The sequence below is a fragment of the Massilia consociata genome, from assembly GCF_042432755.1.
In the GTDB taxonomy this organism is placed as follows: Bacteria; Pseudomonadota; Gammaproteobacteria; order Burkholderiales; family Burkholderiaceae_D; genus Telluria; species Telluria consociata.
The window spans coordinates 416,634-431,266 of sequence record NZ_JBHLWP010000013.1 but is presented as its reverse complement, the minus strand read 5'-3'; the positions used below and the strand labels follow the sequence as shown (position 1 = coordinate 431,266).

Sequence of the window (14,633 nt, the reverse complement as noted above, 5' to 3'; positions counted from 1 at the left end):
CGGGTCATGCCGCTCCAGCAACTGCTGGCCGACCTGCTCGGCGACATCAACAAGCCTGCCATCCTGTGGCAGGCGCTTGCCATCGTCCTGTGCGTTGCAAGCGGCTGGAGCCTGGCGCGGCTGATGCACCGTTCGTGGCTGGAGAACCGCGAGCACACCGGCCTGATCGGCCTGGGCATGGGCAGCTTCAGCCGCGTGCTGCCGCCGTTGCTCATCCTGGCGCTGCTGGCGATCACGCGCGCCGTGATGGCGCGCTACCACAGCGTGCACCTGCTCGACATCGCGGTCCCGCTGGCAGCCTCGCTGGCGGTGATCCGCACCGTCCTCTACCTGCTGCGGCGCGTGTTCGCGCGCCACGGGCCGCTGGGCGAGGCGCTCAAAACGTTCGAGAAGATGTTCGCGCTGGTCGTCTGGCTCGGCGTGGCCCTGCACATCACGGGCGTGCTGCCCGACGTGATGCACGTCTTCGAAACCACCGAGCTGACGATCGGCAAGCACAAGCCGTCCCTGGCCGACCTGGTCGAAGGCATCGTGTCGATCGTGGTGCTGATGATGCTGGCCCTGTGGGCCGGCGCCGCGCTGGAAGAGCGCCTGATGAACGTCGAGCGCATGCACACCTCGATCAGGGTGGTGCTGGCGCGCATGAGCCGTGCCGTGCTGATCCTCGTCGCCGTGCTGTTCAGCCTGTCGCTGGCCGGCCTCGACCTGACCGTGCTGTCGGTGTTCGGCGGCGCGCTGGGCGTCGGTCTCGGTCTCGGCATGCAGCGCATTGCCAGCAACTACGTGTCCGGTTTCATCATCTTGCTGGAACGCAGCCTGACGATCGGCGACCCGATCACGCTGGACAAGTATTCCGGCAGGGTCGCACGCATCAATACCCGCTACACGGTGCTGCGCGGGTCCGATGGCACCCAGACGCTGTTGCCGAACGAGATGCTGATCACCGGCGTGGTGCTGAACCAGTCCGCGACCAACCGCAACGTGCGCGCCACCACCAAGCTGACGGTATCCTACGACAGCGACTTGACCAGGGTCTTGCCGCTGCTGGAAGCGCAGCCGAAGGGCGTGCCGCGCGTGCTGGAAGAGCCGGCGCCGAACGTCCTGCTCAATGCCTTCACCGCCGACGGCTACGAGATCGAAGTCGGCTTCTGGCTGGGCGACCCGGAAAAGGGGCTGGGCGGGCCGGTCTCCGACGTGAACCAGAAGATCTATGCGCTGGTGCGTTCCGGCGAGATCAAACTTGGCCATCCGGCCATGGATATGCGCCGGCTCGATGCACACATTGCATCGGTTGTGGCAAGAACTCCGGGTCAGACCTGATTCACACCTGAATTCGGACATCTTGGCGTGCCGTGCGTCACTAGAACCGCGTAAAATAATGGGTTGCGAGCGCCGTGCATGAAACGGTGCCGACGCAACATCCATTGGAGACTGAATGAATTTCTTTAGTAGCGAACCCGTGCACGCCGTACTGCAGTTCCTGTCGACCGGCCTGCTCGATTTCACCGGTTGGGAGGTGTTCTTCGCCACGCTGGTGCTGACGCACATCACGATCGCGAGCGTGACCATCTACCTGCACCGTCACCAGGCGCACCGCGCCCTCGATCTGCACCCGATCCCGAGCCATTTTTTCCGCTTCTGGCTGTGGCTGACCACCGGCCAGGTGACCAAGGAGTGGGCATCGATCCATCGCAAGCACCACGCCAAGTGCGATACCGTGGAAGATCCGCACAGCCCGCAGACCCGCGGCATCCGCAAGGTCCTGTTCGAGGGCGCCGAGCTGTACCGCGCTGAAAGCAAGAACAAGGAAACGATGGAAAAGTACGGCCACGGCACGCCGGACGACTGGATCGAGCGCAACCTGTACACCAAGCACAGCGCCATGGGCATCGTGCTGATGCTCCTGATCGACTTCGCGCTGTTCGGCATCGTCGGCATTTCGGTGTGGGCGGTCCAGATGATGTGGATCCCGATCACCGCCGCCGGCATCATCAACGGCATCGGCCACTACTGGGGTTACCGCAACTACGATTGCAGCGATGCGGCCACCAACATCTTCCCGCTGGGCATCCTGATCGGAGGCGAGGAGCTGCACAACAACCACCACACCTTCGCTACCTCGGCCAAGCTGTCGAGCAAGTGGTACGAGTTCGACCTGGGCTGGGGCTATATCCGTATCCTGGAAACCCTGCGCCTGGCCAAGGTGAAGAAGGTCGCGCCGAAGCCGGAATTCGCCAAGGGCAAGCTGGTGGCCGATCTCGACACCCTGCAGTCGGTCATCGCCAACCGCTACGACGTGATGGCCAAGTACGCCAAGTCGGTGCGCCATGCCTTCCACGAAGAGTTCGAGCACCTGAAGCACAAGGCCGAGCTGGAAACGCGCTTCCTGAAGAGCTCGCGCAAGCTGATGCAGCGCGAGCCGGCCAAGCTGGAGTCGCAGCACCACCAGCAGCTGAACGAGTTGTTCCAGCACAGCAAGGCGCTGGAAACCATGCACCAGATGCGCGTGGAGCTGGGGGCGATCTGGGAGCGTTCGCACGCCACCCGCGACCAGCTGCTGCAGCAACTGCAGGATTGGTGCGCCCGTGCCGAAGCCTCGGGCATCAAGGCGCTGCAGGACTTCTCGCTGCGCCTGCGCAGCTACGCGTAAGCAAGACGCGCCGGCAAGCCGGCAGTAACTGAAAACGGCTCCTTCGGGAGCCGTTTTCCATTGCAGCGGCCGTGCGCAATTCAGATGAGGAGCACCTGCGCATTTTCCGGCAGCACCAGCCGGGCGCGCGGATCGAAGGCTTCGTCGCCGGTAAAACGGTGGCAGTACACCGGCGCGTTCGCGTGGTTGCGCGCCGGCTCGCTCGCCGGGATCCGCGCCAGCAGCCGGCTGCCGTCCAGCACGTCGACATGCGCGTGCGGCGAGGGGCTGCACACCGACAGGCCGAGCCTGCGGGGGAAGGCCCAGTTCAGGACGCGGTGGTGCCAGGGCACCAGGGGATCGATGGTGGCATGCACGTCGTGCAGCAGGCGCCGCACTTCGCCGATCGTCCATGCATCCGGCGCCAGGGTGGGAACCAGCACCAGGTTGGCGCGCAGGTCGGTGGGTTGCTTGTTGATCGTTACGCTGCCGTCGTGCTCGGCGATGCGGTCGTCCACCGGCACCACGTAGAGCCCGTGTTCGCCGGCAGGGAGCGGCAGGGATGCGCCCCCGCCTTCGAGCCAGATTGCCAGGTCGTCGGTGCGTACGCCCACCCGTGCCGCGCGCAATTGCACGGCCAGCGTGGCGCGGCCCGCCAGCTTGGTGCGGACAGCCTTGGCCATTGGGTAGAACAATTCCTTGTACGGCGCCAGTCGCGCGTGGCTGGCCCGGACTTCGACCGTATGCGGCTGTTCGGGCGCAGGGGGCGGCAGTGGCGCCGGCGGCTGGGCGTGTGCCGGCAAAGTCGACAGTGCGCAGGCGGCAAGGAGGGATGACAGCTTGGACATGCTGTTCGCGATGAGATCAGGACACGCCATGCTTTCACGGCCGGGTAGCGAATGCAATCCGTGCATGCCTTATCGCTGAGTGCGCTCAACAGGAGCTCATGGCGCGGGTGACTGCTGTCGCGTTGTCCGCCATGCCGGCAGCTCCAGGTAAGTGAGCATGCGCCACACCCATTCCGCCGGTCCATACTGGAAGCGCGCCAGCCACCAGCCGCTGAACGCCGCCTGTGCGGCGCACAGCGCCACCGCCACCGCCGTCTGCCCGCCCCGTCCCATGCCCCAGAGGCCCAGCCCGTAGCTGTAGAACAGGCAGGACAGCACCAGCGACTGCACCAGGTAGTTGGTGAGCGCCATGCGGCCGAATGGCGCCAGGACGCGCGTCAGCCCCGGCCAATGCCCCAGCAGCAGGAGGACAAGGGCCATGTAGCCGAGCGAGGCGGGCAGGCTGCCCAGCATGAGCAGGCCGTGGGCGAAATCGTAGCCCTGGTCGTCCACGCCGACCGGCCGTCCGGTCGCGATCAGGCTGCTTGCCAGGCCGAGCCCGATGCCCAGCGGCAGGCCGATCCAGGCAAGGCGGCGCAGGAGCGGCCGATGCGCGCCGCTGTCGGCGACGATACCGCTGCGCACGCACCAGACGCCGATCAGGAATACACCGGTCAGCACCACGGCAAACCCGGGTTCGTCGCGCATGCGCTCGCCGAGATGGCCGGCACGCATCGCCACGGCTTCGCGGTAGCTTCCGCTGGTGAGGACGATACGCTCCTCCCTGCTGCGCTGAACGCGTTCGCGGTCGCGCAGGCGGCGTGCCGTATCGTCGTCGACTTCCGTGCCTTCGGCGTTGGTGGCGGCCGCTGTCGTCAAGGGGCCGGCCGCGGGCGCGACATAACGCGTGCCGCCTTCCGCCGCCAGCAAGCCGAAGGTGAGCACGAAGATCGCCACGCCCGCGCGCCAGGGCCGCGCTTCGGCACTGCCGCCGTAGCGTTGCGCCAGCAGGCCGATCCCGATCAGGACTGCCCCGGCAACGATGAGCAGGCGGGCATCGCCCGACCCTCTGCCCAGCAGCAGCACGAGCGCTGCCAGCAGGATGATGCAGCCGGGTACGATCATCGCCAGCGGAAACATCGACCTCTCGGGCGTGCTGCGCAGATACAGGGCCAGCAGCCCCGCAAAGCCCAGCGGCATGGACAGGGTGGCGAGTGCATGCCATGGGGCCGGCAACAGCGCCAGGGCCATGCACGCGAGAATGGCGGCCAGCAGCCAGCGGCCGCGTGCGAACAGCGCCACCAGCAGGAGCAGGGCGCCGACGGCATAGCTGATCAGGATGTCGCCGCTCCACAGGAAGACATGGTGCAGCAGGCCGAAAACCAGCAGTGCGGCGATGCGCCGCAAGTAGACCGGCAGGAACGAACGGCCGGCTTGCCGGGCACGCTCGAGCATCAGTGCAAAGCCCATCCCGAACAGCAGGGTGAAGATGGTCCAGAATTTCCCGCTGAAGAAGTAAGCGACCACCCACGCCACGAGCCAGTCCAGCCCGTGCAGGCCCTGCGCCATCCCGAGACCGGATTCCACCACGGGACGGTTGAAGAATTCGACGTTGACGATGCAGATGCCAAGCAATGCAAAGCCACGCAGCACGTCCAGCGCATCGATGCGGGTGCCAGCCGCGACAGGGGAGAAGGATTGCGGATTTGTCATCGTGTCGCAAGCTTACCGCAGGGCTCCGGCCGGCAGCGAACAATAAAAAAGCCGCCCGTCTGGGACGGGCGGCTTTTCGGGATCGCGCAAGATCGATTACTTGATCTTGGTTTCCTTGTAGATCACGTGCTTGCGTGCCTTCGGGTCGAATTTGGTGATTTCCATCTTCGCCGGCATCGTGCGCTTGTTCTTGGTGGTGGTGTAGAAGTGACCGGTACCTGCGGTCGATTCCAGCTTGATTTTGTCGCGGCCAGTTTTTGCCATGATAGCTCCCTAATTAAACTTTTTCGCCACGGGCACGCATGTCGGCCAGCACGGCGTCGATGCCGAGCTTGTCGATCACGCGCAGACCGGCGTTGGACAGACGCAGGGAGACCCAGCGGTTTTCCGATTCCACGAAGATGCGGCGGTTCTGCAGGTTCGGCAGGAAACGACGCTTGGTTTTGTTGTTAGCGTGGGAGACGTTGTTGCCAACCATCACTCCCTTGCCGGTAACTTGGCAGACACGTGCCATAGTGCACTCCTTAAGAATATCCAGGATTGGAAAAACGAGAGTATAGCGTGAAAACAGACGACAAATCAATCACTTGCGAAAAACAATTGTGTCATATTCAAATCGAACTATTTAACAATTGCGGTTGAGCTGTCTAGACCTTTGTTTTGCCTCGGTTTACAGAACACGGGCGTCTATTGATGCATGTGAAATCTCTGCAACAAAGAAAGAAAAATACCCTGCTGTGTCGTACTTCCCATACTGTTACTTGCAAGATCTACATGCTAAAGTTGTACGGTTTTACCGTCACCATTCCACTTAGAAAGTAGGTATTCCATGCGCATACTCGCCACCTTGTTGCTCAGCCTTGCCATCCTCTCGCCGCACGCCGCCATGGCGAGTCCCGCCTCGGATGCGTTGGGCAACTGCTTGAAGGACAACACCAGCGGCAAGGACCGCAAGGACCTGGCGCGCTGGATCTTCGTGTCCATGTCGACCCACCCCGAAATCCGGACCATGGCCAACATCAGCGAATCCGTGCGGACCGATACCGACAAGCAGATGGCGGACCTGTTCACCCGGCTGCTGACCGTGAACTGTGCCGCGCAGACGCGCGCCGCCGCCCAGCAAGACGGTCCGAACGGCATGATGTCGTCGTTCAAATCGCTGGGCGAAGTCGCGATGATGGAACTGACCTCGAATCCTGCGGTGGCTCAATCGATTACCGCCTATGTCCAGTTCGTGGATAAGAAGAAAGTCGAGGAAGTGCTCGGCAAGTAAGCGGCAAACAACGACAAACAGCGGCAAGCGCGCCGGCTTACAGCTGGCCGTGCTCAGCGAAGGAGTGCACTTGTGCGCCGGCCACCACGAAGTGGTCGAGCACGCGGATATCAACCAGGGCCAGCGCCTGCACCAGGCTTGCCGTCAGGCGCAGGTCGGCTTCGCTGGGCTCGGCTACGCCGGACGGATGGTTGTGCGCCAGGATCACCGCCGCGGCGTTGCGGTGCAGTGCCGTCCTCACCACTTCGCGTGGATAGACGCTGGTATGGGTCAGCGTGCCACGAAACATCTCTTCATGGTTGATCAGCCGGTTCTTGACGTCGAGGAAGAGCACGACGAAGGATTCATGCGCCTGTAATGCGAACTGGTGGCGCAGGTAGCCGCGCACGGCGTCCGGCGAGCACAGTGCCTTGCGCTCGAACTCCTCGGCCACCGCGCGCCGGGTCAGCTCGACCGCCGCTTGCAGTTGCGCATACTTGGCCGGGCCGAGCCCATGCAGCGCGCCGAATTCGCTCGCGCTGGCGTGCAACAGGCGGTGCAGCGAGCCGAAATGGTCGAGCATGTCGCGCGCCAGCGCCACTGCGCTTTTTCCTGCGACGCCCACCCGCAGGAAGATCGCCAGCAGTTCCGTGTCGGACAGTACCCTGGGGCCGCCGCGCAACAGACGTTCACGCGGGCGTTGATTTTCCGGCCAATCAGTGATTCTCATTGTCTGATCCTTGCGATAAAAAAGGGAGGCGCCGGGGCGTGAGAAGCGGGCGTGGCTTACAATAACGGTTTGCCTGAATCAGGCCTGCCTGTCACCACAACGAACATGTCCAACGCCCAGTCGCCCAACGCCGTCGTCAACGAATCGTCCTACCTGACCCTGCATTATCGGCTTGCCACCGCCGACGGTACTGATCTCATCACTACCTTCAACGGCACGCCGGCTACCTTGATGCTGGGACAGGGCCAGCTGGCGCCTTTCCTCGAGTCGCGCCTGATCGGCCTGCCGGAAGGCGCGCACCAGACCTTCCAGCTGAGTGCGGCGGACGCCTTCGGCGACCGCAACCCGGACCTGATCCAGCCGGTCTCGAAGGCCACGCTCGAACAAAACTCGGTGCCCGACGCCGACTACAAGGTGGGCGAGCTGATCGAGTTCAATGCGCCCAAGGGCGGCCGCTTTGCCGGCGTGCTGCTGGAAATGCGCGAGACCACGGCGCTGTTCGATTTCAACCATCCGCTGGCCGGCCAGGCCCTGCAATTCGAAGTGAAACTGATTTCGGTTCTGTAAAACAGGAAACCTTCATGGAAAACGAAATTCTGCTTGCCCAACCACGCGGCTTCTGCGCCGGCGTGGACCGCGCCATCGAGATCGTCGAGCGCGCCCTGAACCAGTTCGGCGCCCCGATCTATGTGCGCCACGAGATCGTGCACAACGCCTACGTGGTCGAAGACCTGCGCAACAAAGGCGCCATCTTCATCGAGGAACTTGAAGACGTCCCGGCCGGCAACACGCTGGTGTTCTCGGCCCACGGCGTCTCGAAGGCCGTGCGCGCCGATGCCGAAGCGCGCGGCCTGACCATCTTCGACGCGACCTGCCCGCTGGTCACCAAGGTCCACGTGGAAGTGGCCAAGATGCGCAAGCAGGGCTGCGAGATCATCATGATCGGCCACGACGGCCACCCGGAAGTCGAAGGCACGATGGGCCAGGCCGAGGAAGGCATGCACCTGGTCGAGACCGTCGAGGACGTGGCCACCCTGCAGGTGAACAACCCGGACCAGCTGGCCTACGTATCGCAGACCACGCTCTCGGTGGACGACACCGCCGACATCATCGCCGCGCTCAAGGCTCGCTTCCCGAACATCATCGAGCCGAAGAAGGGCGACATCTGCTACGCCACCACCAACCGCCAGGAAGCCGTGAAGTTCCTGGCGCCGCAGGTGGAAGTGGTGATCGTGGTCGGCAGCCCGAACAGCTCGAACTCGAACCGCCTGCGCGAAGTGGCCGAGAAGAAGGGCACGCCGGCCTACATGGTCGACAATGCCTCCAAGATCGACCCGCAATGGATTGAAGGCAAGAAGCGCATCGGCGTCACCGCCGGCGCCTCGGCCCCGGAAGTGCTGGTGCAGGCCGTGATCGACCGCCTGAAGGAACTGGGCGCGGCCAGCGTGCGCGCGCTCGAAGGCGTCGAGGAGAACGTGGTGTTCCCGCTGCCGAAAGGGCTGGACGGCGTTAAGGCGGCCTGATCAATGTAGCGTGGCTGCTTGTCCGCCCACGCTGCAACCGCTGAACAAACTTTAGCGGAGTAACATGTTTTCCGGTTCTAGTTTTCCAAGCGTCAAGTTATGATGGCGGCCATCGGAACATGAACGTCAGGCCAGGAACGGCACTGCGGGGATACCCGGAGTGCCGTTTTTGTTAGACCGGAGAACAAACGCACGATGGAAACATTCATCCAACAAATCCTCAACGGCCTGGTGCTGGGCAGTATGTACGCACTCGTCGCCCTCGGCTACACGATGGTGTACGGCGTGCTCAACCTGATCAACTTCGCCCATGGCGACGTCCTGATGATCGGCGCGATGATCGGCTTGACCATCCTGAAACTGCTCGACGCCTGGGCGCCCGGCCTGCCCGGTTACGTGCAGCTGGCCGTCGCCATCCTGGGCGCGATTCCCGTCACCATGCTGGTCAACGTCTTCATCGAACGCGTCGCCTACCGGCGCCTGCGCAATGCGCCGCGCCTGGCGCCCCTGATCACCGCGATCGGCGTGTCGATCCTGCTGCAGACCTTCGCCATGATGATCTGGGGCCGCAGCCCGCTGCCGTTCCCGCAGCTGCTGTCGCCGGAGCCGATCGAGATCGGCGGCGCTTTGATCTCGCACACCCAGGTGCTGCTGCTGGTGCTGGCCGCTTGTGCCATGGTGGCGCTGGTGCTGCTGGTCGAGCGCACCCGCATGGGCCGCGCGATGCGCGCCGTGGCCGAGAACCCGCGCGTGGCCGGCCTGATGGGCGTCGATTCGAACCGCGTCATCGTCGCCACCTTCGCCATCGGCGCGGCGCTGGCGGCGGTGGCCGGCGTGATGTGGGGCGCGAACTATGCGTCGATCACCTTCACCATGGGCGTGCTGCCGGGCCTGAAGGCCTTCTGCGCGGCCGTGCTGGGCGGGATCGGCAACATCTACGGTGCCATGATCGGCGGCCTCCTGCTGGGCATCATCGAGGCGCTCGGCGCCGGCTACATCGGCGACCTCACCGGCGGCTTCCTGGGCAGCCACTACCAGGACATCTTCGCCTTCGTGGTACTGATCCTCGTGCTGACCCTGCGCCCGTCCGGCATCATGGGCGAGCGCGTGGCGGACCGCGCCTGATCGAGAGAGGACCCCAACATGGCACTCCTGACCTTCGACGTCCAGCACAAGCCGCGCCAGGCCTACGCCAGCATGGCCATCGTCCTTGCGATCATGCTGGTCTTCCCCTTCGTCGCCTCCCAGTTCGGCAACTCCTGGGTGCGCATCATCGACATCGCGCTGCTGTACATCATGCTGGCGCTGGGCCTGAACATCGTGGTCGGCTTCGCCGGCCTGCTCGACCTGGGCTACATCGCCTTCTTCGCGGTGGGCGCCTACCTGGTCGGCCTGTTCTCGTCGCCGCAGTTCGCGGCGCTGCTCGAGTCCGTCATCTACTATTCGCCGGCCCTGGGCGAAGCGCTGGTGGCCTTGTTCGGGCCCGAGATCCAGCAGAACGGCATCCACCTGTCGGTGTGGGCGATCGTCCCGCTGGCGGCCATCGTCGCGGCGCTGTGCGGCGCGCTGCTGGGTGCGCCGACCCTGAAGCTGCGCGGCGACTACCTGGCGATCGTCACGCTCGGCTTCGGCGAGATCATCCGCATCTTCATGAACAACCTGAACGACCCGATCAACTTCACCAACGGGCCGCAGGGCATCAACATGATCGACCCGATCCGCGTGTTCGGCGTGTCGCTGGCGGGCGAGGCGGGCTCGCAGGCCACGGTGCACATCGGCGGCTTTTCCATGCCGTCGGTGAACGCCTACTATTTCCTGTTCCTGGGCCTGGTCATCGCGACGATCTTCATCACCTCCAGGTTGCAGCATTCGCGCCTGGGCCGTGCCTGGGTGGCGATCCGCGAAGACGAGATCGCGGCCAAGGCCATGGGCATCAACACCCGCAACGTCAAGCTGCTGGCCTTTGCGATGGGCGCCAGTTTCGGCGGCGTGGCCGGGGCGATGTTCGGCGCCTTCCAGGGCTTCGTGTCGCCGGAATCGTTCTCGCTGACCGAATCGATCGCCGTGCTGGCGATGGTGGTGCTGGGCGGGATCGGCCATATCCCGGGCGTGGTGCTCGGCGGCGTGCTGCTGGCGGCGCTGCCGGAAGTGCTGCGCCACGTGGTGGAGCCGGCCCAGCACGCGCTGTTCGGCACGGTCGTCATCGAAGCCGAAGTGCTGCGCCAGCTGCTGTACGGCCTGGCGCTGGTGCTCATCATGCTGGTACGGCCGGCCGGCCTGTGGCCGTCGCCGAACAAGGAAGACCGTCCCAATGCGGCACTGGCGCGCGAGGATGAAGAGGCCGCGGCGGCCTGAGGAACGGAACCATGAGCGACCAGACCATCCTGAACATTTCCGGCGTCAACAAGCGCTTCGGCGGCCTGCAGGCGCTGACCGACGTCGGCATCCGCATCGAGCGCGGGCAGATCTACGGCCTGATCGGCCCGAACGGCGCCGGCAAGACCACCTTCTTCAACGTCATCACCGGCCTGTACCAGCCGGACAGCGGCAGCTTCGAGCTGGCCGGCAAGCCGTATTCGCCGTCGGCGCCGCATGAAGTCGCCAAGGCGGGCATCGCGCGCACTTTCCAGAACATCCGCCTGTTCGGCGAGATGAGCGCCCTGGAAAACGTGATGGTGGGACGCCATGTGCGCACCCGCCAGGGCGTGCTGGGCGCGATCTTCCGGCACAAGGCGGCGCGCGAGGAAGAAGCGGCGATCCGGACCCGCGCCCGGGAACTGCTCGATTTCGTCGGCATCGGGCAGTTTGCCAACCGCACGGCGAAGTACCTGTCGTATGGCGACCAGCGCCGCCTCGAGATCGCGCGCGCGCTCGCCACCGACCCGCAGCTGCTGGCCCTGGACGAGCCGGCGGCCGGCATGAACGCCACCGAGAAGCTGGCGCTGCGCGAGCTGCTGGTGAGAATCAAGGCGCAGGGCAAGACCGTGCTGCTGATCGAACACGACGTCAAGCTGATGATGGGCCTGTGCGACCGCATCACGGTGCTGGAGTACGGCAAGCAGATCGCGGAAGGCGTGCCAGCCGAGATCCAGAAGAACGAGGCCGTGATCAAGGCCTACCTCGGAGGTGCCCACTGATGGCAGAACAGATGAGCAACTGCGTCCTGAAGATCGCCGGCCTGAAAGTGGCGTACGGCGGCATCAAGGCCGTCAAGGGCATCGACCTGGAAGTGAACAAGGGCGAGCTGGTGACGCTGATCGGCGCCAACGGCGCCGGCAAGACCACCACCCTCAAGGCCATCACCGGCACGCTCCCGTCGTGCAAGGTCGAGGGCGAGATCGCCTACCTGGGCCAGCCCCTGAAGGGCACGCCGTCCTTCCGCATGGTGCAGCGCAAGCTGGCGATGGTGCCGGAAGGGCGGGGCGTGTTCACCCGCATGACGATCCACGAGAACCTCTTGATGGGCGCCTACACGCGCAGCGACCAGGCCGGGATCGCGGCGGACGTCGAGAAGTGGTACGAGGTCTTCCCGCGCCTGAAGGAACGCTCGACGCAACTGGCCGGCACCCTGTCCGGCGGCGAGCAGCAGATGCTGGCGATGGCGCGCGCGTTGATGTGCCACCCGACCCTGCTGCTGCTCGACGAGCCCTCGATGGGCCTGTCGCCGATCATGGTGGAGAAGATCTTCGAGGTGATCCGCGACGTGTCGCAACAAGGCATCACGATCCTGCTGGTGGAGCAGAACGCCAAGCTGGCGCTGCAGGCGGCGCACCGGGGCTACGTGATGGATTCCGGAGCGATCACGATGACGGGGAATGCGGCGGCCATGCTGAACGATCCACGGGTACAGGCGGCGTATTTGGGGGAATGACTTGGCGGTACGCGCGCGCCGGTTCGACCATTAGCTCGAAAACCGTCGCTCCCGCGAAGGCGGGAGCCCAATGCCCCATGCAGGTCGGTGGCTTCAGGCGGTAGCGGTTTTGCGACAGACTTGGATTCCCGCCTGCGCGGGAATGACGGTTTCCCAGTGAGCAGGGACGGATGAGCCGAATAAGCTGATGCCGTCCAAAAACAAAAAGCCGGGACATCGTCCCGGCTTTCTCATTTCACGAGGTACAGCTTAGGCAGCAGCCGCAGCGGTCGCAGCAGTCGCGCTGGCAGTAGCCTTGTTGGCAGTCGCCGAAAACTGGCTCACCGCGGCGTTCATGTTGGTTTCCATGGCTTCGACAGCCTGCTTGGTGGTCTTGCTGAACTGCTCGTAGCCGGCATTGGCGTTGCTGATGGCGGTCTTGACGGCGGCAACGAAGCTCTCCGAACCGGCCGGGGCGTTCTTGCTCACTTCGTCGACCAGCGAGATCACCTTGCGGTTGGCTTCGACGATCTGGCCTTCGGCGGCTTTCGAGAACTCGGCGCCGGTGCCGGTGGCGATCGATGCCAGCTGGCGGCTGTACGACAGGGCCTTTTCGGCGGTCGGCTGGGCCTGCGATGCGGTCACCGAGAAGAATTCCTGCGGGTCCTTGGCACCCAGCAGCTGGCGGGCGACGTTCGACGAATCCTGCAGGGTGCTGCGGGCGGTGCTGATGTTCAGGTCGACCAGCTTCTCCATGCCTTCGAAGGTCTTGGCCGTCAACGACGACATCAGCGCGAACTGCGACTCCAGGCTGGCTTTGGTGGCATTCGAGAACTGCTCAGGAATTGCAAACATGTGACTCTCCAAAATTCAATACGTTTAGTGGATGAAATGTTGCTTGGACCGGTGAGGCAGGTTTTATCGTCGGTTTTGAACGAAACTCTTTTTTGTGCACCGCAACAGGGCGAATTTTCACTTAACTTTGGGGGGGGCGTCAAGCGTTTTTGACGCGCTGCACCATCTAATGTGCATAATTTTCTTGAATGCATTGAATGCAAGAAATTTCAGCCTTTTTCGATTGATTTATATCAATAAAATGGCAATCTGCCCATCGCCAACGCAGCCTGCCTCAGCATGCTAGACTAGGCGCTTGTGTTTTCGTTAAGCTGCTGCGCAGCATCTTCCCATCCATGTCGCACGGCACTCCATCCAGCGCGCCATCCGCATCCGCTTCCTGGCTGTCGCCGGTGCCGCTGTTTTTCGTCTTCCTGTGGAGCACCGGCTTCATCGTCGCCAAGCTGGGCCTGCCGTATGCGCCGCCGCTGACCTTCCTGATCCTGCGCTGCCTCGGGGTGCTGGCCGTGCTGCTGCCGCTGGTGCTCGTGTTCCGCGCGCCCTGGCCGCGCGGGCAGCTGCTGCACGTGGCGGTGGCCGGGCTGCTGCTGCATGCGGGCTACCTGGGCGGGGTCTGGGCCGCCATCAAGCTCGGCATGCCGGCCGGGCTGGCCGCGCTGATCGTCGGCATGCAGCCCATCCTCACCGCCGCCGCCGCGCCCCTGATTGGCGAACGGGTAAGGCCGCGCCAGTGGCTCGGGCTGGTCTTCGGCCTGTCCGGCGTGGCGCTGGTCGTTTATGCCAAGCTCCACCTGGCCGGCCTGAGCACGGCCGGCATCATGCTGTGCGTGTTCGCGCTGCTGAGCATTACCGCCGGCACCATGTACCAGCGCCGCCATTGCCCGTCCTTCGACCTGCGCACCGGCACCGTCATCCAGTTCGGCGCCACGGCCGCGGTGCTGCTGCCGCTGGCAGTCGTGCTCGAAGGCTTCGATGTGCGCCTCTCGAGCGTGACCTGGAGCCCCGACTTCATCATTGCCTGGCTGTGGTCGATCTTCGCGCTGTCGATCGGCGCGATCTTCCTGCTGTTTACCCTGATTCGCCGCAGCCAGGCCACTGAAGTGACGAGCCTGCTGTACCTGACGCCGCCCACCACGGCCATCATGGCCTGGGCGCTGTTCGGCGAGTCCTTCAGCCCCCTTGCGCTGGCCGGGATGGCGGTGGCCGTCCTCGGTGTCGCATTCGTCGTCAAAAAATAAGGAAAAAGGAGACCCC

Annotated in this window: 16 protein-coding genes; 10 read left to right on the top strand and 6 right to left on the bottom strand. The window is 64.1% G+C overall.

What is annotated here, in order from left to right; translation table 11 throughout:
* The first annotated feature begins 6 nt into the window (after positions 1–6).
* Entirely contained in the window at positions 7–1,320 is a 1,314-nt protein-coding gene (locus ACFFJK_RS15265) for a mechanosensitive ion channel family protein (RefSeq protein WP_379680250.1), read from the top strand.
* Between the two features lie 115 nt (positions 1,321–1,435).
* Positions 1,436–2,650, top strand: a complete 1,215-nt coding sequence (locus tag ACFFJK_RS15260) for a DesA family fatty acid desaturase (protein WP_379680249.1) — start codon at positions 1,436–1,438, stop codon at positions 2,648–2,650.
* Positions 2,651–2,730: 80 nt separating this feature from the next.
* Here the strand turns inward: ACFFJK_RS15260 and ACFFJK_RS15255 are convergent, their stop codons facing one another.
* From ACFFJK_RS15255 to rpmB, 4 genes are all read right to left on the bottom strand, one after another.
* Entirely contained in the window at positions 2,731–3,477 is a 747-nt protein-coding gene (locus ACFFJK_RS15255; RefSeq protein ID WP_379680248.1) for a hypothetical protein, read from the bottom strand.
* Between the two features lie 96 nt (positions 3,478–3,573).
* The gene (locus ACFFJK_RS15250; RefSeq protein WP_379680247.1) at positions 3,574–5,169 is read right to left on the bottom strand and encodes a DUF418 domain-containing protein; all 1,596 of its coding nucleotides are present in this window, start codon (positions 5,167–5,169) and stop codon (positions 3,574–3,576) included.
* A 96-nt stretch (positions 5,170–5,265) separates the two neighbouring features.
* Positions 5,266–5,433, bottom strand: a complete 168-nt coding sequence (gene rpmG, locus ACFFJK_RS15245; RefSeq protein ID WP_005665735.1) for a 50S ribosomal protein L33 — start codon at positions 5,431–5,433, stop codon at positions 5,266–5,268.
* Positions 5,434–5,446: 13 nt separating this feature from the next.
* A complete protein-coding gene (gene rpmB, locus ACFFJK_RS15240; RefSeq protein ID WP_026354825.1) occupies positions 5,447–5,683 on the bottom strand; it encodes a 50S ribosomal protein L28 in 237 nt (78 codons plus the stop codon).
* 315 nt (positions 5,684–5,998) lie between these two features.
* On the opposite strand from rpmB, the gene ACFFJK_RS15235 reads away from it, so the two are divergent.
* Positions 5,999–6,442: a hypothetical protein gene (locus tag ACFFJK_RS15235; RefSeq protein WP_379680245.1), complete on the top strand. Its 444-nt coding sequence runs from the start codon at positions 5,999–6,001 to the stop codon at positions 6,440–6,442.
* A 37-nt stretch (positions 6,443–6,479) separates the two neighbouring features.
* Here the strand turns inward: ACFFJK_RS15235 and radC are convergent, their stop codons facing one another.
* Positions 6,480–7,151 carry a RadC family protein gene (gene radC / locus ACFFJK_RS15230; RefSeq protein ID WP_379680244.1) on the bottom strand — a complete coding sequence of 224 codons (672 nt, stop codon included), beginning with the start codon at positions 7,149–7,151 and terminating at the stop codon, positions 6,480–6,482.
* A 105-nt stretch (positions 7,152–7,256) separates the two neighbouring features.
* Here radC and ACFFJK_RS15225 point away from each other — a divergent pair, with 105 nt between their 5' ends.
* From ACFFJK_RS15225 to ACFFJK_RS15200, 6 genes are all read left to right on the top strand, one after another.
* Positions 7,257–7,718 carry an FKBP-type peptidyl-prolyl cis-trans isomerase gene (locus ACFFJK_RS15225; RefSeq protein ID WP_379680242.1) on the top strand — a complete coding sequence of 154 codons (462 nt, stop codon included), beginning with the start codon at positions 7,257–7,259 and terminating at the stop codon, positions 7,716–7,718.
* A 14-nt stretch (positions 7,719–7,732) separates the two neighbouring features.
* The gene (ispH, locus tag ACFFJK_RS15220; protein WP_379680241.1) at positions 7,733–8,674 is read left to right on the top strand and encodes a 4-hydroxy-3-methylbut-2-enyl diphosphate reductase; all 942 of its coding nucleotides are present in this window, start codon (positions 7,733–7,735) and stop codon (positions 8,672–8,674) included.
* Between the two features lie 195 nt (positions 8,675–8,869).
* A complete protein-coding gene (locus tag ACFFJK_RS15215) occupies positions 8,870–9,799 on the top strand; it encodes a branched-chain amino acid ABC transporter permease (protein ID WP_379680240.1) in 930 nt (309 codons plus the stop codon).
* Between the two features lie 18 nt (positions 9,800–9,817).
* A complete protein-coding gene (locus ACFFJK_RS15210; protein WP_379680239.1) occupies positions 9,818–11,029 on the top strand; it encodes an ABC transporter permease subunit in 1,212 nt (403 codons plus the stop codon).
* Between the two features lie 11 nt (positions 11,030–11,040).
* Positions 11,041–11,811 carry an ABC transporter ATP-binding protein gene (locus tag ACFFJK_RS15205; protein ID WP_379680238.1) on the top strand — a complete coding sequence of 257 codons (771 nt, stop codon included), beginning with the start codon at positions 11,041–11,043 and terminating at the stop codon, positions 11,809–11,811.
* A gap of 11 nt (positions 11,812–11,822) precedes the next feature.
* On the top strand, positions 11,823–12,545 hold the full coding sequence (locus ACFFJK_RS15200; protein WP_379680566.1) for an ABC transporter ATP-binding protein: 723 nt from the start codon (positions 11,823–11,825) through the stop codon (positions 12,543–12,545).
* 249 nt (positions 12,546–12,794) lie between these two features.
* On the opposite strand, the gene phaP is transcribed toward ACFFJK_RS15200, so the two are convergent.
* On the bottom strand, positions 12,795–13,379 hold the full coding sequence (gene phaP / locus ACFFJK_RS15195; RefSeq protein WP_379680237.1) for a TIGR01841 family phasin: 585 nt from the start codon (positions 13,377–13,379) through the stop codon (positions 12,795–12,797).
* A 335-nt stretch (positions 13,380–13,714) separates the two neighbouring features.
* Here phaP and ACFFJK_RS15190 point away from each other — a divergent pair, with 335 nt between their 5' ends.
* On the top strand, positions 13,715–14,617 hold the full coding sequence (locus tag ACFFJK_RS15190; RefSeq protein WP_379680236.1) for a DMT family transporter: 903 nt from the start codon (positions 13,715–13,717) through the stop codon (positions 14,615–14,617).
* Positions 14,618–14,633 lie beyond the last annotated feature (16 nt).